This is a genomic window from Candidatus Nitrosotalea sinensis (assembly GCF_900143675.1).
In the GTDB taxonomy this organism is placed as follows: domain Archaea; phylum Thermoproteota; class Nitrososphaeria; order Nitrososphaerales; family Nitrosopumilaceae; genus Nitrosotalea; species Nitrosotalea sinensis.
Genome location: NZ_FRFC01000003.1, coordinates 390,102 through 408,418 on the forward strand (window position 1 = coordinate 390,102; position 18,317 = coordinate 408,418).

Annotated in this window: 17 protein-coding genes; 10 read left to right on the plus strand and 7 right to left on the minus strand. The window is 37.6% G+C overall.

The genetic code is table 11. From position 1 onward, the window contains the following. Positions 1-39 precede the first annotated feature (39 nt). The 4 genes from pheS to NSIN_RS03865 all read left to right on the plus strand — a co-directional run bounded on the left by pheS (position 40) and on the right by NSIN_RS03865 (position 4,450). Entirely contained in the window at positions 40-1,494 is a 1,455-nt protein-coding gene (gene pheS / locus NSIN_RS03850; RefSeq protein ID WP_101009469.1) for a phenylalanine--tRNA ligase subunit alpha, read from the plus strand. Then, positions 1,485-3,122, plus strand: coding sequence for a phenylalanine--tRNA ligase subunit beta (gene pheT / locus NSIN_RS03855; RefSeq protein ID WP_101009470.1), 1,638 nt, complete (start codon positions 1,485-1,487; stop codon positions 3,120-3,122). The genes pheS and pheT overlap by 10 nt, the downstream gene beginning before the upstream one ends. A gap of 421 nt (positions 3,123-3,543) precedes the next feature. Next, on the plus strand, positions 3,544-3,783 hold the full coding sequence (locus NSIN_RS03860) for an Lrp/AsnC family transcriptional regulator (RefSeq protein ID WP_101009471.1): 240 nt from the start codon (positions 3,544-3,546) through the stop codon (positions 3,781-3,783). Positions 3,784-3,904: 121 nt separating this feature from the next. Beyond that, on the plus strand, positions 3,905-4,450 hold the full coding sequence (locus NSIN_RS03865; RefSeq protein WP_320410666.1) for a hypothetical protein: 546 nt from the start codon (positions 3,905-3,907) through the stop codon (positions 4,448-4,450). 163 nt (positions 4,451-4,613) lie between these two features. On the opposite strand, the gene NSIN_RS03870 is transcribed toward NSIN_RS03865, so the two are convergent. Continuing rightward, positions 4,614-5,246: a hypothetical protein gene (locus NSIN_RS03870; protein WP_101009473.1), complete on the minus strand. Its 633-nt coding sequence runs from the start codon at positions 5,244-5,246 to the stop codon at positions 4,614-4,616. A gap of 410 nt (positions 5,247-5,656) precedes the next feature. Between NSIN_RS03870 and NSIN_RS03875 the strand changes: the two genes are divergently transcribed. The 4 genes from NSIN_RS03875 to NSIN_RS03890 all read left to right on the plus strand — a co-directional run bounded on the left by NSIN_RS03875 (position 5,657) and on the right by NSIN_RS03890 (position 10,149). Next, on the plus strand, positions 5,657-6,190 hold the full coding sequence (locus tag NSIN_RS03875; protein WP_133124048.1) for a hypothetical protein: 534 nt from the start codon (positions 5,657-5,659) through the stop codon (positions 6,188-6,190). A 22-nt stretch (positions 6,191-6,212) separates the two neighbouring features. Further along, the gene (pdxS, locus tag NSIN_RS03880) at positions 6,213-7,181 is read left to right on the plus strand and encodes a pyridoxal 5'-phosphate synthase lyase subunit PdxS (protein WP_101009475.1); all 969 of its coding nucleotides are present in this window, start codon (positions 6,213-6,215) and stop codon (positions 7,179-7,181) included. Continuing rightward, complete coding sequence (gene pdxT, locus NSIN_RS03885; RefSeq protein ID WP_101009476.1) at positions 7,178-7,795, plus strand: pyridoxal 5'-phosphate synthase glutaminase subunit PdxT; 618 nt, start codon at positions 7,178-7,180, stop codon at positions 7,793-7,795. The genes pdxS and pdxT overlap by 4 nt, the downstream gene beginning before the upstream one ends. 71 nt (positions 7,796-7,866) lie before the next feature. Next, positions 7,867-10,149 (plus strand): aconitate hydratase, encoded by a 2,283-nt coding sequence (locus NSIN_RS03890; protein ID WP_101009477.1) that lies wholly within the window; start codon positions 7,867-7,869, stop codon positions 10,147-10,149. A 262-nt stretch (positions 10,150-10,411) separates the two neighbouring features. On the opposite strand, the gene NSIN_RS03900 is transcribed toward NSIN_RS03890, so the two are convergent. Next, positions 10,412-11,410: a zinc-binding dehydrogenase gene (locus tag NSIN_RS03900; RefSeq protein ID WP_101009478.1), complete on the minus strand. Its 999-nt coding sequence runs from the start codon at positions 11,408-11,410 to the stop codon at positions 10,412-10,414. An 89-nt stretch (positions 11,411-11,499) separates the two neighbouring features. On the opposite strand from NSIN_RS03900, the gene NSIN_RS03905 reads away from it, so the two are divergent. Next, positions 11,500-12,078: an NADPH-dependent FMN reductase gene (locus tag NSIN_RS03905; protein ID WP_101009479.1), complete on the plus strand. Its 579-nt coding sequence runs from the start codon at positions 11,500-11,502 to the stop codon at positions 12,076-12,078. 4 nt (positions 12,079-12,082) lie between these two features. Here the strand turns inward: NSIN_RS03905 and NSIN_RS03910 are convergent, their stop codons facing one another. The 4 genes from NSIN_RS03910 to NSIN_RS03925 are packed head-to-tail and all read right to left on the minus strand — an operon-like array spanning position 12,083 to position 15,965. Then, entirely contained in the window at positions 12,083-12,451 is a 369-nt protein-coding gene (locus NSIN_RS03910; protein ID WP_101009480.1) for a VOC family protein, read from the minus strand. Positions 12,452-12,485: 34 nt separating this feature from the next. Further along, positions 12,486-14,801 carry a valine--tRNA ligase gene (locus NSIN_RS03915; protein ID WP_101009481.1) on the minus strand — a complete coding sequence of 772 codons (2,316 nt, stop codon included), beginning with the start codon at positions 14,799-14,801 and terminating at the stop codon, positions 12,486-12,488. A 2-nt stretch (positions 14,802-14,803) separates the two neighbouring features. Continuing rightward, entirely contained in the window at positions 14,804-15,625 is an 822-nt protein-coding gene (locus NSIN_RS03920; RefSeq protein WP_101009482.1) for a 6-pyruvoyl trahydropterin synthase family protein, read from the minus strand. A 58-nt stretch (positions 15,626-15,683) separates the two neighbouring features. Further along, positions 15,684-15,965, minus strand: coding sequence for a 4a-hydroxytetrahydrobiopterin dehydratase (locus tag NSIN_RS03925; protein ID WP_101010038.1), 282 nt, complete (start codon positions 15,963-15,965; stop codon positions 15,684-15,686). Between the two features lie 54 nt (positions 15,966-16,019). Between NSIN_RS03925 and NSIN_RS03930 the strand changes: the two genes are divergently transcribed. Continuing rightward, complete coding sequence (locus NSIN_RS03930; protein WP_320410667.1) at positions 16,020-16,805, plus strand: asparagine synthase C-terminal domain-containing protein; 786 nt, start codon at positions 16,020-16,022, stop codon at positions 16,803-16,805. On the opposite strand, the gene purB is transcribed toward NSIN_RS03930, so the two are convergent. Continuing rightward, positions 16,777-18,138, minus strand: a complete 1,362-nt coding sequence (gene purB / locus NSIN_RS03935) for an adenylosuccinate lyase (RefSeq protein ID WP_101009483.1) — start codon at positions 18,136-18,138, stop codon at positions 16,777-16,779. The two genes, NSIN_RS03930 and purB, sit on opposite strands and share 29 nt — an antisense overlap. Positions 18,139-18,317: the final 179 nt, after the last annotated feature.

Consider the following 18,317-nt stretch of genomic DNA (forward strand, 5'->3'; position numbering starts at 1 on the left):
AGGATTAGGTTTAAAAAGTCTTTATGGTTTTTTGTCATAATGTCACAAGTTCTGCATCCTATTGAACAAAAAATACTCAAGACCCTAGCAGAAAAGAAAAATCTCACACCTGAAGAACTTGCTTCTATTACAAAACTCTCTCTTGATCAGATACGAAGAGGTATAGAATGGCTCAAATTCAAAAATCTTACAGATGTACAAGAATCTGAAACAAATGTAGTAACACTGGGAAAGAAAGGACCTGAAGCCATTGAAAAGGGCTTGCCTGAAAGGCAACTGCTAAACCATCTAAGATCCTTGGATGGATACTCATGTGAAATTAATGATGCAAAAAATTATCTAAAAAATGAATTTAGTCCTGCAATAGCAAATGCAAAGAAAAACGGATGGATTGAAATTCATGAAAATAGAATGATGCTAAAAGGGTATCATGATGTTACTCCTGAAGAAAAAATTCTAAAAACTGTATCTAAATCTCCTGAAGGAGTATCTGCAAACGAACTAGAAAAAAATGCACTAGATTCTCTCAAAAAAAGACCTGATCTTATTGCTATTATCTCAAAAAAATCTACTTTGGTAGGCCTTACTGAAAAAGGAATAGATGCATCAAGAACTGTTCCAGATAATCTTGATTCTGTCTTGATATCTGATGCATCTCTGACACATGACTATGTGAGGGCAATTGATGTTGAGGCTGATGCACCGCTTGCATTTGCAGCTCGCAGTCATCCATTACGAGATGTAATTGATGAAGTACGTGAAATATTTGTCAGTCTAGGATTTTCTGAAATTATAGGAAATAACGTGCAATCAAGTTTTTGGAATTTTGATGCACTCTTTACACCACAGGATCACCCTGCACGTGAAATGCAGGATACTTTCTATCTGAAGGATATCAAAGCAGGAAATGTAGCAAAGCCTGATCAGATACGTAAAGTCTCTGAATCTCATAAAAAAGGCTGGAATTACAACTGGCAGAGCGAAGAAGCAAAAAAACTGGTACTACGAACTCATACTACATGTGTCACAATAAGGGAGCTTGCAGATCAACAATATGATGAAGCACGACTGTTTTCAATAGGTCGAGTATTTCGAAATGAAAAACTAAGCTACAAACATCTTGCGGAATTCCACCAAGTTGAAGGTGTAGTGATGGGAACAAATGTCACACTACGAGATCTTATGGGACTACAAACGGAATTTTATCACAAGATGGGAATAAAGAAAATAAAATTCTGGCCTACATTTTTCCCATATACTGAACCGTCGCTACAGTCTATGATATATAATGAAAAACTCGGCAAGTGGGTGGAATTATTTGGAATGGGAATATTCAGACCTGAGGTAACAAAACCACTAGGCATAAAAAATCCAGTTCTTGCATGGGGTGGAGGAATTGAAAGAATTGCAATGTTGAGATTTGGATTACAAGATGTTCGTGACTTGTATGAAAATAAATTTGGCTGGTTGAGGAGTGTACCAAAATGCCCGTAGTCACATTATACTTTGACAGATTGAAAAAAATCCTGGGCAGGAGTGTTCCTAAAAACAAAATTGTAGAAACATTGCCATTTATCGGCCTTGACATAGAAGAGGAGACAAAGGATCATGTTAATGTAGAATATAGTCCCAATAGGCCGGATTATTCTACTGATTATGGAATAGTTACTGGTCTTCAAGGATTACTTGGAATAAAACTGGGAATGCCTGTGTTGAAAATCAAAAATGGCAAAAATGTTATAAAATCTGATTCTTCAGTGTCAAAGATAAGACCATTTGTAACAGCTATTGAAGCACGAAATGGCAAACTTGATGATGAAACAATAAGACAAATCATAACAATGCAGGAAGATCTGCACAATGGACTTGGAAGGAGAAGGAAAAAGGCATCAATTGGCATACACGATCTTGAAAAAATAAAATTCCCACTGTATTATAAAACTGTGAATAAAAATCATAGTTTTGTACCGCTTGAGGCTGATAGTGTAATGACAGTATCAGAAATACTTGAAAAAACAGAAACTGGAAAAAAATATCATCATATACTTGATGGATACAAACAGGTACCTATCATACTTGATTCTGATGAGAACACTGTATCACTTCCTCCTATAATAAACTCAAAACTAACACAGATGAATACAAAAACTCGTAATCTTCTTGTAGAAGTTACAGCAACTGATAAAAATACTGCAGAAGGGGTGCTTGCAGTTATCGCAAATATATTACAAACAGCTGGATTCCAACTCTTCTCGGTAAAAATAACTGGAAAAAATAATGCCACTCCTACATTACAATCACGAAACCTAAATCTTGATCCTATGTTGGTACAAAAGACTCTTGGAATTGAAATGACCAATCCACTGATTGTTCAATCTCTTCGAAAGAGCAGACTTGACGCAAAGATAAAAGGAAAAAAAATTGTATGCACTATTCCAAGATATAGGACGGATATTTTTGGAGAAATGGATCTAGTTGAAGAAGTGGCACTTGGTTATGGAATACAAAACCTGACTCCTACAATGCCGGCTTCATTTTCTGCTGGTGAAAGAAACCACATCACAAAAACACTTGAAACAATTCGTTCTGTTATGATAGGTCTTGGATATACTGAAGTAATGAACTTTGAGCTGACTAGCAAAGAATCTCTGTATGATAAAACTTCAAGAGATTCTACAAAGATGATATCTGTAGCCGATTCAAAAAGTCAAGAACACATCATTCTTCGCGACATGTTAATTCCTGAAATGATGGAAGTACTATCAAGAAATATTCATGAATCGTACCCTCAAAAAATATTTGAAATAGGGACTGTATTTGAAAAGGGTTCCCAGATACAAGAGATCATGCATATGGCTTGCCTTAGTGCACATAAAGACGTCAACTTTACTGAGATAAAATCGGTTTTGCAATCTCTCTTTAAAACAAGTTTTGATCTTTCATGTAAAACTGTGACACAAAAAGAACCAATGTTTGTAGAGGGAAGAACAGGCAAAATTATGGTATCTGGAAAAGAGGTTGGCACAATAGGAGAAATTAGTCCGAAAATCTCTGATAATTTCAAACTACGAACACCAGTGTCAGGATTTGAGATAAAACTCTCAGGATTGCTGTCTGCCTAGTTATTTTGCATTTACTCTTGAAGCGGTTACACGAATATGTGATTCCAAGATATTGGAATAGAATCACACTGGAATTTGATATTAAACAATCACAATAAATTACTGGATAAAAAATAATCTATCGCCCCAAATGCACGCAGACGGACTGGGATGATAAAATATGATTTTTGGTCCACCCAGCCGTGCTACAGGGCACCCCGGTAATAGAACAAGATGAGGATTTAGGCTAAAAGTACCAATGACTCTATGTGAGTCAGAACCGGGGAACATTATTTTTCTTAATTCTTCTAAAAATAACTATATTCAAAAGATTTTTTGGTATAAAATATCAAAAAACACTGCTATTATCAATATGATGCAATTTTTGATCCTGTACTGATAAAACAGATCTATTGATATATTTGCGTTGTATAGGTATATCATGGCAACTGCATATGTGCTGATAAATTGTGAACTTGGCTCTGAAGAGTCTATAATCTCTCAGCTGAAAGCCATTAACGGAGTCAAGGAAGTACATGGTACCTTTGGGGCCTACGATATTCTAGCAAAGATAGAATCTCCAACAGTGGAAGCACTACGTGAGATAATTACCTGGAAAATTCGTAAAATAGAGAAGATCCGTTCCACTCTTACCCTGATGGGAATAGAAGGCCAAAGCTAAATCTTTGGAAATTTCTCCATTCCATATTTTTGAAACCTATCCATAGAGTATTCTATTTTTATGCAAAGACCTTTAATTGCTTCATAATTCTTTTTTCTTTATGCTTCTACATTTCATATTCTTGGTAAAAGAAGAGGATCTAGAAAATCGAAAATGGGAATTTGAATATATCACAGATATGGCCGCATTTTACAAGACATGGATAGAAAAAACTTTCTCAAAAAAAGTTGATGTTCAAACCGATGAAATGGTGGTAAGATCTGGTGGACGTCTTAGGATTGTTGATACTCCTGCTTTACTTGATGATCATGCTGATAGAGGCAGAGACATATTTCATTTCTATTTGACATATTTTAGACCTTTGTGGACTGATTGTACATGTGAAGGTTACTTTGCTGATAATTTTGGCATGGTTCAATGGAGTAAAAGTCCACAACCAAACGATCTCAAATTTCTAATGGATGTTAATTGTCCCAAAGTCTCACATGAGTTAGCGCATGAATTTCTAAGACAATCTGGATACAAAAATTACAAAGAACTGGTACATGATATCTGGGACAAACATCTTTTTGCATCAGTACCCTTTGAGTATTATGATAAAAATCACCTCAGAACAGAAAAAGAAGCACTGTTTGCAACTCTTGATACCTCCAGCTTTAAAGTATAGATCATTTCGGTGCGCTAAAAGACTATAAGTAAGTGATTTGGAGTTTTTTTATGCCTGAATTCATTTGCCCGGATTGCAGTACGAAACTATTTCACGAAAATGAAACCACACTTACTGTGGAAAAACAAATACATTCAAAATTTTGTCCTGCTAAAAAGAAACACTAGCACTTTGTGACAGAGTAAATTCTGTCTTGAAAACTAGCTGTTTTGAAATCAATCTTATTTTGAGGATCTTTCTTTCTACTTGTACTTAGTTTTTCAAGTGCGACAAGTGCCTCACCGTCAAATCCTACTGAAGATCCAAAGACTCCTTCTGAGAGTTGGTTTCCATGCTCTCCTTTCTTGATATCGTCTACCATTTCGTAAAACTTGATTGCTTCTCTTTTTGTTGTTGGGCCACCTGAAGATTTGTTGACTCCAACAGCAATGTACATGCCGTTGTTTTTAACTGCAATAGGAACTTTGTACACTTTACCAGAATTGCCTGGAATTTTTTCATTTAATAAAATCTCACACTTGTGGAACATGCTTGAAATGTATGCAAAAAATCTATAGTTGGCATATACGCCATTTTCATCTTCATGACAATCAACAAAAACCTTATGCAACAATTCAAGAGCCGAGTCATTCATGCTTTGCAGCCGTTCTTCAATTCTGCCTTTTCTAACAAGTTCTGATTTACAATCTGCTGCAACCTTTTCTAAAATGAAAGGAGGCAGATTATAGTTTTTCAGAGTAGAGACAAAAGTTCCAGTCTTGGATGCACCAAATGTTGGAAAATTTCCTTTACTCAATTATTACTACCTCGAAATTTTTTTGTAATTGTAAAACTCATGTGTCCCATTCTCCCCTAGCAGAATTACTATCTCTCTTTTTCCTTATAACTGTTAAGGTTGTCTAAAGATCAGATGGTGGGGCCGACCGGAGTTGAACCGGCGACACACGGGTCACTACAGCTCCAAACTGTACATCATCCTTGCGTCAGTGAAGCTTGTGAAACCACTGGAGCCCTTAGCGGTGATCATGTGATCTTAACTGTCGCCATGCCAGGCTAGGCTACGACCCCACGTAATGACCATAAATGCACTTGAATTTTAATTTACTTGGTTGCTGAAGATTTATTGGTACCATGTAACTTTCTTTGAGCGTTGGGCTGTTACAAGAAAGCTTTGTACTGTGATATTGTACACGCTGGGAGTAGATTTTGGTCCGTCCCATAATTGTTCTATTGGCAGCAATCCCTATACTTGCAGCCCTGTTTATCGTAGTTCCTACACTTTTACGTCCTGAAATCCCAAATGTTGCAGTAAATGATGATGATGTAATATCAATAGAATACAGTAAGCAACATTTACAGAAAATATCGTTTGGTATGACTCAAAGTATTGGTGCAGATACCACTGAAGTTCTAACTATATCAAATGATGGTCAAACTACCTATAGTTTAACAAAGAACGGGTATTCAGAACCTGATAAAAAATACCAATTATCAAAAGATGAGGTAAAAAGATTGACTGCTCTGATAAAAGAAACAGGATTTATGGCAATCCCGTCAACTAACTATCCTGTAAAAAGTGATCTAAGTCAATATGAAAAATTTGGGTTACAGGTAACATTGAATGGCAAATCTGTTAATATGCAATGGCCAGACCAAAATTCTACTGACGCATTTATTCCTCCCTTGATGACTCACGTTCAAAGTAGTTTGGATGACGTCATTGCGGAAATAATAAAATAGCCTAAGGAGACGATCAAATCTTATGATTCCACTTTCTGGTGATTTAGGCGATACCAAAGGAGTAGTAAAAGAAAAAGTTGGGTCCTTTGGTACTATACGAGGAACATCTACACTAAAACGTGGTTTTGCTCACATGTTAAAAAATGGAGTTGTGATGGATGTTACAACAGTTGAACAAGCCCAGATTGCAGAAGATGCTGGAGCAGTTGCAGTCATGGTATTGGACAAACTGCCGTCTGATGTAAGAAAAGCTGGTGGTGTTGCAAGGACTGCAAGTATTAGAATTATTCAAGAAATAATGGACTCGGTAACAATCCCAGTGATGGCCAAATGCAGAATTGGTCATGTCTATGAAGCAATGGTATTACAAGAAACAAATGTAGACATGATTGATGAATCAGAAGTTCTAACTCCTGCAGATGAAAATCGACACATATGGAAATGGAATTTTACTAGTCCTTTTGTAAATGGGGCAAGAAACCTAGGAGAAGCATTACGAAGAATAGAAGAGGGTGCTGCTATGATAAGAACAAAAGGTGAACCAGGAACTGGAAATGTTGCAGAAGCAGTAATTCATATCAAAAATGTTAACACAGAATTAAGACGTATCAAATCTATCTATGATGCAGGTGATGAACAAGATTTGATTAGTGTTGCACGAGAACTCAAGGTTTCTTATTCTGTTGTAGAAGAGACTGCAAGTTTAGGTAGGCTGCCAGTTGTAAACTTTGCAGCAGGCGGAATATCCACTCCTGCTGATGCTGCATATCTTATGACCTTGGGTTGTGATGGTGTATTTGTAGGATCTGGAATATTCAAGGCAGATGATGCTAAGGAAAGAGCACAAGCAATAGTTCTTGCAACTACGTTCTGGGAAGATCCAGATAAAGTAAAAGAAGCACAAAAAATGATTGATGAAAGACAATCTATGCTTGGACTTGACACCAAGAATTTGGAACTTAGAATGCAAGAACGAGGTAGTACAGCATGAGCGGTATTAACATTGGGGTACTTGCAGTTCAGGGAGATGTTGCAGAAAATGTAATGGCAACAAAGATGGCAATAGAAGACCTCGGCATGGATGGAATAGTAACTGAAGTGAAAACCCCAGAACAGATTGAAGATCTTGATGGACTTGTAATACCAGGCGGTGAGAGCACGGTTATAGGCACATTATCTCTTGTTAATGGCTCTTTGAAAAAGATAAAAGAAAAAATTGCAAGTGGCATGCCCGTATTTGGAATCTGTGCAGGCATGATAATGCTCTCAAAAAAAGCAAAAGACCGAGTAGTTGGTGAAATGGATCAACCGTTATTAGATTACCTTGATGTTCGAATAGAAAGAAATACTTTTGGAAGACAAAAAGATTCTTTTGAATCTGAGATATCTATGGAAAAAATTGGAATTTCTAAATTCCAGGGAGTTTTCATACGTGCGCCATCCATAATAGAGACTGGAAAAGATGTCGAAATAATATCAAAATTCAATGAAAAAATAATTGCGGTAAAACAAGGAAACATTTTAGGAACATCATTTCATCCTGAATTGACTGGTGATATATCACTCCACAAATACTTTGTAGGATTGGTTAAAGCAAAACACTAGCGCGCTATTGTATACATATCTGGGAAATACCGTTTATATTAAATCCAAATCTGTCATATTATGTTACAGTGATGCAGATAGAAACTACTCCTGAGATGGTGTCCAAGGTTTATGCAAAGCTGGAAGAAAATATTGCTAAATATAGAAAAATAGTAAACAGGCCTCTCACACTAACTGAAAAAATTCTTGTTGGACATCTTGATGATATTGCAAGTGCAAAAGATCTTGAACCTGGAAAAAGTTACTCTTTTCTAAGACCTGACAGAGTTGCACTACAAGATGTAACAGGACAGATGGTTATATTGCAATTCATGCAGTCAGGGCTCAAACGAACCATGCTTCCTACAACTGTTCACTGTGATCACTTGATTCGAGCCAAGGTCAGTGGAGATGTAGATATCAAAGTGGCATTAGATGAGAATAGTGAAGTATACAAATTTCTTGAATCATCCTCAAGAAAGTATGGATTAGGGTTTTGGAAACCCGGTGCAGGAATAATACATCAAGTTGTGCTTGAAAATTATGCATTTCCTGGAGGATTGATGATTGGAACTGATTCTCATACGCCAAATGCTGGCGGTCTGGGCATGCTTGCTGTTGGAGTTGGGGGATTGGATGCAACTGAAGTTATGGCAGGATTCCCGTGGGAACTTTTGTATCCTAAAAGAATTGGAATTCACCTTAAAGGAGAGCTAAACGGATGGGTTGCACCAAAGGATGTCATATTGTATGTAGCATGGAAACTTACTGTATCTGGAGGAACAAATGCAATTGTAGAATATTTTGGTCCTGGCACAAAATCAATTAGTTGTACCGGAAAAGCAACCATAACAAATATGGGAGCAGAAATTGGTGCCACTTGTTCTGTATTTCCATATGATGATAAAATGGATGTTTACTTGAGGTCTACTAACCGAGGACCTATTGCTGATCTTGCAAACAAGCATAGAGATCTACTGGTTGCAGATCCTGAAGTTGAGAAAAACCCTGAAAAATACTTTGATAAAGTAATTGAGATTGACTTGTCCACACTGGAACCATACATTGCAGGTCCGCATACGCCAGATCTTGCAAGGCCTATATCTCATCTTGCTGAAGATGTCAAAAATAGCAAATATCTTGATACAATATCTGTTGCATTGATTGGAAGCTGTACTAATTCCTCATATGAGGATATGACAAGAGCTGCATCTGTTGCAGAACAAGCAAAATTACATGGAATTCATATCAAAATTCCTCTACTTGTAACACCGGGTTCAGAACAAATACGAGCAACAATTGAACGAGACGGACAGATGCACACTCTAAACGATATAGGTGCAACCGTTCTTGCCAACGCATGTGGCCCATGTATTGGTCAATGGAATAGACCTGAGATAAAACCTGGTGAACCAAGCACTATAGTTACTTCATTTAACAGAAACTTTCCGGGGCGAAATGATGGAAGAAGAGAGACAATGGCCTTTATGGGCAGTCCTGAATTGATTGTAGCACTAGCACTTGGTGGCAGGCTTTCATTTAATCCGCTAAAAGACACATTAATAGGTTCTGATGGAAAGGAATTCAAACTGGAACCGCCCAAAAAAGCACCTGAGGTTCCGTCCAAAGGTTTCTCAAACATTGGTTCCATCTATGTTCCACCTGCTGCAAATCCTGATGAAGTTGAAGTCATCATAAATCCCACAAGTGGAAGATTGCAAAAACTTGAACCATTCCAAAAATGGGATGGCAAAGATTTTGTCGAGTTGCCGCTTTTACTCAAGGCAAAAGGCAAGTGTACAACTGATCATATCTCTCCTGCAGGTGCTTGGCTGTCATTGCGCGGGCATATAGACAAGATAAGTGATAATGTATTTCTTGGAGCGGTAAATGCTTTTACAAATGATATTGGCAAGGGTAAAAACCAACTAAATGGAAATACTGAATCGTTTCCAGTTATTGCAAGACAATACAAACAGAATTCACTAAAATGGATTGTAATTGGTGACAATAATTATGGTGAAGGAAGCAGTAGAGAACATGCCGCCATGTCTCCGAGATATCTAGGGTGTGCAGCAGTAATTGCAAGAAGTTTTGCACGTATTCATGAAACTAACTTGAAAAAACAGGGAGTGCTTGCACTGACATTTGCCAACTCATCTGATTATGATAAAGTACAAGAGTCTGACAAGATAAGTGTGCTAGGTCTATCAAACATGCAGCCTGGACAAAACATCAAATGTATACTTCATCACAAGGATGGGACAAAGGACGAGATTGCACTCAAACACTCGTATAATGATTCTCAAATAAAGTGGTTCAAGGCAGGCTCTGCGCTTAATATCTTGAGAGAGAAGGAAGCACAAACAAACTAAAGAACTAATAGTTTGGATGACATTTTGTTGTCAGGGTTGAGTCATACATTTGATCCAAATGAGCTTTACAATAGGGTAGTTCATTATTACATTGATAAAAAAGGGTACTCCAAAGAACAAGCAAATTCCATAGCTAGGAAGGTTGTCGAGAGAGAAAAAAATAGGCATACGTGCAAAAATGTCAAATGCGGTCATGGACTTGATGATCATATTCGGCACAGTGAGACTTGTCTTGTGGTTGATTGTGAGTGTAGAAAATTTGTCAGCTAGATACTTGTAGTAATATCTTTCCGGTTTGGCTGCTGTCTTCCATTCTTTGATGAGCCTTCTTGGCGTCTTTCAGGTCATATGTACTGTCAATTACGGGTCTGATCTTTTTTTGTTTCATGAATTTATGTAGTGAAACAAGTTGTGCTCTTGTCCCAAGATATCCTCCAATTATTTGAGCCTCTTTGCTGTAAAATGATCTGATGTTTACTGTTGCATCACTGCCAGTTGTGGTTCCACATGCAATCATATTGCCTCTTACCTTCAAGACTTCAAGACTTGTAGGCCATGTCTTTGCACCAACATGATCAATCACTGCATCAACCCCGTTGTTATCTGTAATCCTGAGGACCTCTGATGTGACATCGCTTGTATTTCTGTTTATTACAAAATCTGCTCCAAGTTTTTTTGCAAACTTTACCTTGTCTGAATCGGATGCAATTGTTATGACTTTGAGGCCCTTTGCTTTTGCAAGCAGTATTGCTGCAGAACCTACTCCGCTATTTGCACCCCATATGAGAATAATGTCGCCTTTTTTACATCTTGATTTTTCAAGCATATTCCATGCCGTCAAGTATGATATGTTTATTGCAGCAGCCTCCTTATCGGAAAGTTCTGCTGGTTTTTTTATTATGTTCCTTTTTGGAACTTGGATGATTTCTGCATATCCGCCTTGATATTTACCAAAGCCTCCAATTATTCCAAAAGATACACGTGGTACGTTGCTCTCAAATGCTGGGTAAACAACAATCTTGTCGCCTTTTTTGAATTTCCCAAATCCTTCCATGAGAGTTCCACAAATATCACATCCAAGAATGTGTGGAAATGTGACTGTTTTACCTACAATTCCATTTCTAACCCATATATCCAGATGGTTTACTGCACAATAATTTACCTTGATCAAGACATGATTTTTTTCAGGTATTGGATCTGGAACATCTTCATATGATAAAACACCCGGGCCTCCATGTTTTCGTATGACTATTGCTTTCAACTATGTTTGACAAGAAAAATTGTTATTTAAAGAACACCACTAACACTCTCAGAAAACTTGTTAAGCAATAATGTTCAAAGAACTGTAGATTGGTAAAACCCAAAATTCTTGCATTTGCAGGAAGTACTCGTAGTGATTCATTTAATAAAAAACTAGTAAAGATTGCAGCATCTGGCGCAAAAGATGCAGGTGCTGATGTAACTGTAATTGATCTTCGTGATTTTACAATGCCGCTCTATGATGGTGATCTTGAACAAAAGGAAGGTCTTCCATCTAATGCACGCAAACTAAAAGACTTGATGATATCACACCATGGTTTTCTAATTTCGTCGCCTGAATACAACAGTTCTATATCTGGTGTGCTAAAAAATACAATTGACTGGACATCAAGACCGACTGAGGGTGAACCACCGCTTGCATGTTTTCAAGGAAAAGTTGCAGGATTGATGAGTGCATCTCCTGGAGCACTTGGAGGCCTTCGTGGATTGGTACATGTTCGTTCTATTCTTGGAAATATTGGTGTACTTGTAACTCCTCATCAAGTTGCTATTTCTAAAGCACATGAAGCATTTGATGCTGACGGTGCACTAAAAGACAAAAAACAAGAGGATCAGGTAAAAAAAGTTGGTATTGATGTTGCCCACTTGTTAGCAAAACTAGTATCTTGAAATCTTATTTTGCATTGCTATCCATCTGAATTATTCCGAAAATGTTTCCGTCTGTGTCTGAACATAATGCAAAATGCCCTACTCCTGGAATGGGGAACTTGGGTGTATGTACTTGGCCTCCACCTGATGTAATTTTGGAAATGTATTCTTCAATTGATGACACTTCTATAGTATTTGTCATGCCTATCTGACCTGGCATTCTTCTTGCCATTCCTCCATTGATTCCAGGCTGTTTGTCATCTCCTGTTTTTATCATCCAATATTCCATTGGACCATCCCACTTGGTAAATTCCCATCCGAACACCTCTTGGTAAAATTTTTGTGCTCTCTCTGGATTGTCTGACGGTATGTCAAAATGTACGATACGTGACATGATTCATTGAATGATCTTCGTGCTATTAAACTTCTTAGATTATGTTATGCATAGCTTTGAGATCCTTTGAAAATGGTTCCAAATTCTCTGGTATTGTCATTTCTATGGTATCTTTCAGAGACAAGTTCATGCTTTTCTTCTTATTCCATACTTCTGAATTGAATTCTGTTATTTCTTTTGTAAATCTTGTCCAGTCTTCATGGCCTTCTGACTTGACAAATTTTTGGTGATGTACGGTATCTTTTGAATAAAGATTCTGCCAAAGATAATCTGTGATAAATGGTGTAATTGGTGCAAGTAGTATCAAAACAGATGATAAAACTTTGTGTAGTGTAAATATTGCACCATCTCTTTCTTGTTCTGTGAATCCTGAGCTGTATGCTCTTCCCTTTACCATCTCAATATAGTGTGCAGCAAACAAATTCCATGTGAACTCTCTAAGTGCGGTGGCTGGTACAAAAAAGTTGTATTCGCTATATCCCTTCTTACATTCCTCTATGACCTTGTCAAGCTCAGAGAGTATCCACTTGTCAGAAGCACTTAGAGTTCCGGAATTTATGATTGGAAATCCTGAAAGAAATCTGGAGACATTCCAAAGTTTGCTGAGGAATTTTTTTGTAGTCTCTATCTTTTGTTCAGAACACCTAAAGTCATAACCTAAATTTATCTCGCTTGCACTCCAAAACCTAAAAGTATCAGCTCCAAATTTCTGGATGACTGGGAGAGGATCGATGACATTTCCCTTACTCTTACTCATCTTGGCACCATGCTCATCTACTCCATAGCCCATTATCCACGCATCAGTCCATGGGGTCTTTCCTGTGAGTTGCTCACATCGTAGTATTGTGTAATAAAGCCATGTACGTACAATGTCCTTTGATTGGGGTCTGATTGTAGTAGGATAGGTTTTTTTGAAAAATTCCTCATCTTGTTTGTATTTTGTTATGTATAGGGGAGACACACTAGAGTCCATCCAGGTGTCAAAGGTGCGATGCTCTCCCACAAATTCCGTGGAATCGCACTTGGTACACTTTGATATGGGGCTTGGGTCCTTCCATGGCCTGTAATATCTTCCAGGTTCTGGAACATGTGGTTCGTTACATTTTTTGCAATACCATATGGGTATCTCCGTTCCGTAAAATCTCCTTCTTGATATGGGCCAGTCAATTGAGATTGATTCTAGCCAGTTCATGAGAATTTGTTTGTGCATTGATGGGTGAAAATCAATCTTTGATCCTAATTCCTTTATCTTTTCAACAGAATCTTTTTGTTTCAAATAATACTCCTCCATTGAGATGATTTCTATTGCAGTCTTGCTTCTCTCAGATATTGGGGTGCGATGATTGATGTTCTCTATCTTTTCTACAAAACCTTGGTTTTGAAGATCTTCAATTATTTTCTCTCTTGCTTGTTTTACCTTTAGTCCTGCATATGATCCTGCCACTTCTTTCATTCTACCATTCATTCCTACTGCGGCAATCTCTTCTAGTTTCAAATCTCGAAACAGTGCAACATCATTTTGATCACCATAGCTACATACCATTACTGCACCGGAACCGAATTCTTTTTCAGCAGATGGATGTGTTCTTATCTCAACTTCTCTGTTTACAAGCGGAATTGTCACTTTGTTTCTGATAACATCTGCATATCTTTCATCATCAGGATTTACAATTACTGTCTGACATGCACATAGTAGCTCAGGTCTTGTACTTGCAATGATTATAGTTCTGTCAGATTCTTTTATCTTAAATTTCATATGCACGAGTTTTGTTGGAATTTCTTCATAGGTTATCTCTGCATCAGCAATGGTAGTACCAGTGACCCAGTCATAGTTATTGGGCCTGTTTGCAAGATAAATCTGGCCCTTTTTCCACATTTCTATGAATGTAGACTGGGTGAGTGTACGATATTTTTCCGAATCTGTTCTGTAATATTCTGCAAAATTACCGCTAAGGCCTAGACTCTTCATTATTTGTATCATTTCTGCCTCAAGATCATCTAATGCAGTTGCACAAAGTTTCAAAAATTCTCCTCTTTCTGTCTCATGCATTCTTATGTTGTGTTTTTTTTCTGTGTACATCTCCACAGGCAAACCATTTCGGTCTATTCCTATGGGGAACAAGACATTTTTGCCAAACATTCTTGCAGTTCTTGCAATCATGTCTATTTGTGCATAATGTGATGCTGCACCAATGTGCCACGGCCTTCCCGATGGATATGGAGGAGGAGTATCAATCACAAAGACATCTCCTTCTGCCTTGAAATCGTAAATGTGAGACTCGTCCCATTGTTTTAGTATCTGTTTTTCAATCTCTGGATTCCATGCGGTCTCCTTGATAGTTGGCTCCATGTCTAGATCTTTGATATTTGTGATATGATGTGGGCTCCCTTGTTGTAGCCCTCGTAGATGTAGACGCCTACTGCCTCGATATTTTTTGGCATCTTTGGAACTAGTAGTTTTATTAATTCAGTAGACAAATTTTCAACAGTTGCTTCTCCTTTCAAAAGATATGTTGTATGTTTTGGAACTTGAAGATCAAACTTTCCCTTTGGTCCATCAAATGCAATTCTGTACTGATCATCTTCTTCTTTGATTAGATATTTCTCATTTATGAAAAACTTGTGATCTAAAATTGAAATTACTTCTTTAATTATTTTTTTAGCGTCGCCAAAATCCATCAATAGATTATTTTTCATCTCACCTACTAGTTCTACTGTTACTGAAGATGTATGTCCATGTAAGATAGAACATTTTTCCACCAGAGGAAGTATGTGGGCATAGTCAAATGCAAATGACTGGTCTTCCATAAATATGGAACCTGTCTGAACCTCCTGAGTCTTGTATAAGATAATGTCTTGGAGCTCTGACAGTCTTGCTGAAAATTTTGGATGCCCAAGTGCAATCACCTTTGTATCAGATAGTTCTTGTTTGAGTTCCTTGTATTTTGTTATGTCTGACTCAACGTCTATTACTTCGATTATTCCCTTGTCTGTCTTAAAATCGACCCTAGTTTTTTTTCCATTTTTTAATGTTATATCATAATCATATTGATATTCTATCTGTAGAAACTCTAGCATCTGAGCTATTGAAAGTTCGGTTCTGCTTCTTAGCAAATTCCCTTTCCCGTCTATGTACTTAAAATCAGAATCCAAAATTGTAGAGCCTGCTGGCATTTGAAAAAATGTGCCCAGTCCGTATATAAATTCTGTACAGGTCTTGTATTGTTTCTGTCTAGTTTTTTAGCAAATCCAAAGTCTTTGCAAGGGAAATATCATTTTGAGTTATGCCGCCAGCATCATGGGTCACCAAGTCAATTGATATCTTGTTGTACACATTAAACCACTCTGGATGATGATTCATCTTTTCTATGTGTATTGCAGCCTTGGACATGAAACCAAAGGCATCAATAAAATCATCAAAGATGTAGTCTTTGTGAAGTTTTCCGTTTACGACACTCCATCCTTGCAATCTTGACAACTCTGACTTTATCTGCTCTTCGGAAAGTCTTTGCATTGTTGTTTTTTGCATAATCCTATATTTAACTCTCAGAGTGAATTGATTGTAAAAATGAAGACTAGATCAGGGTTTGACAAAAAATTGTATGAACAGATGGTTCAATCTGTAGAATCTGTAAGGGGCTCTGGTAAGATGGGGATATCATTTTCAGGTGGAGTTGATAGTTCGCTTTTGGCAAAAATATGCCATGATCTTGGATGTGATGCGGTGCTTCTTACAATGGGATTTGAGGGTTCACACGATGTTGAATTTTCAAAACAAATTGCAAGGATTCTTGGTATGGAACACAAAATAGAGATAATTTCTGTCAAGTCGTTTCCAAATATTGCAAAAAAGATCTGGAATGAAATCAATGTAGATAATCTGTCATGGAATGAAAACTGTATTGCATTTTATTATGTGGCAAAACTTGCAAAAAAATACGAAATTGATACTGTTGTAACTGCCAATGGTATTGATGAGCTCTTTTGTGGATATAATGCATATCGAGATGCTGTGTCAAAGGGGGAAGATGCGGTACTTGAGATGATGGGTGACAAGCTTGACAATGAAACAAAGATGATGAAAGCAGTGAACAAGATAACGTCTGAATTTGGTGTTAGAATAGTTCAGCCTTTTCTATCTGATAAATTCATTGAATTTGCAAAAACAATTCCGATTCAGCACAAGATAACAAACAAAGATGATCTCATGAGAAAACACATTGTTAGAAAACTTGCCATCTCCATTGGGGTTCCAGAAGTGTCTGCACTAAAGCAAAAAAAAGCCATGCAGTATGGCTCTCTTATTCATAAAAATCTCCTAAAAGTCAAGAAAACTTGGAACAAAGACCTCTGATCTTGGTTGAGACATTCTTTATTATGTCAAATGAGGCTCCAAGGTGATTTTCAGGAACGAAAATCTCATCAATCTCTTGGTCTGTAAGGTGAGAAGAGAATGCCTTGTCATTTCTTACTGCGTCTCTAAAATCTGTACCGTCCTCTGATGATGCAAATGCCACTCTCTGTATGTCTCTATATGCTTCAAATCTCGGTACTCCTTTTTGGATCATTGCATCTAGGACAAACTCTGCAAATATCTGTCCTCTTGTTATCTCTAGATTTTGTCTTATTCTGTCTTGGTTGACAAAAAGTGAGCCTACAATTCTTGTCATGGTTTCAAGCATCTCGTCAAGCAATATTGCGCCAGTTGGGATGATGAATCTCTCATTTGCTGAATTTGTCAAGTCTCTTTCATGCCACAATGGGATGTTCTCAAATGCTACTGATATCTGGCTTCGCAATAATTTTGAAAGCGATGTAACTCTCTCACTTTTTACAGGATTTCTCTTTACGGGTACTGCGCTACTTCCCATCTGTCCCTTTTTGAAAGACTCGGCTACTTCGCCTATCTCAGTTCTCTGTAGGTTGCGAATTTCTACTGCAATCTTTTCAAGTGTTGATCCAATTAGGGCCATGTAAAAAACAAGTTCTGCATATCTTTCACGTGCAACCACCTGGGTTGTGACATCTGCTGGATACAATTCAAGCTTTTTTGCAACTCTTTTTTGTACCTCAAGTGCCTTGGCTCCCATCAGAGAGCCTGTTCCAACTACTCCTAATGTCTTGCAGATCAAGACTCTTTTTTTGAGCTCTTCAATTCTTTGCACATGAGTTGACATTTCAAGTGCCCAATTTGCAAACTTTAATCCAAATGATATTATGCTTGCATGCTGACCGTGAGTTCTACCTACTGCTGGAAGTGCCTTGTATTTTACTGCCTGCTCTGAGAGAATGAGTGCAAGTCTTGCTACTTTTGGTTCTATGATTCGTAATGTGTCCCTTATCTGCAGTGAGTTGCTGGTGTCAACCAAATCATTACTTGTAAGACCATAATGTATCCATGGCTTGGCAGAAGGCTTGCATAATTCACTTAGTGCCTCCACCAAAGCTGCTGTATCATGGTCGCTTTTTGATTCTAGTTGCTTTACTCTCTTGACTGTAATCTTGCCGGACCTTGCCATCTTTGATATGTTTGCTGCAGCGTCTCGTGGAACCATTCCTATTTCTGCTTGGGAGAGAGCAACTGCAGCCTCTATCTCTAATTGGTATGTTATCTTTTTTTGATCATCGAAAATCTCTTTCATCTTGTCAGTGCCATAACGACCTCCATCGATTGGAAGAATTGCCATATCTGGAATCACATGATTAAGGAAAATAAATCTACTTGTGCACATCTTAATTGAAATCGACACTTTTTTCTATGATGTATCACAACCCAAAATCATGTCATCTGAGAAAAAACAAGAGAAAAAGAACTCTGAAGATGATGAGCAAAAAGAATTGCTTGATGGCAAAGCATTACACGATC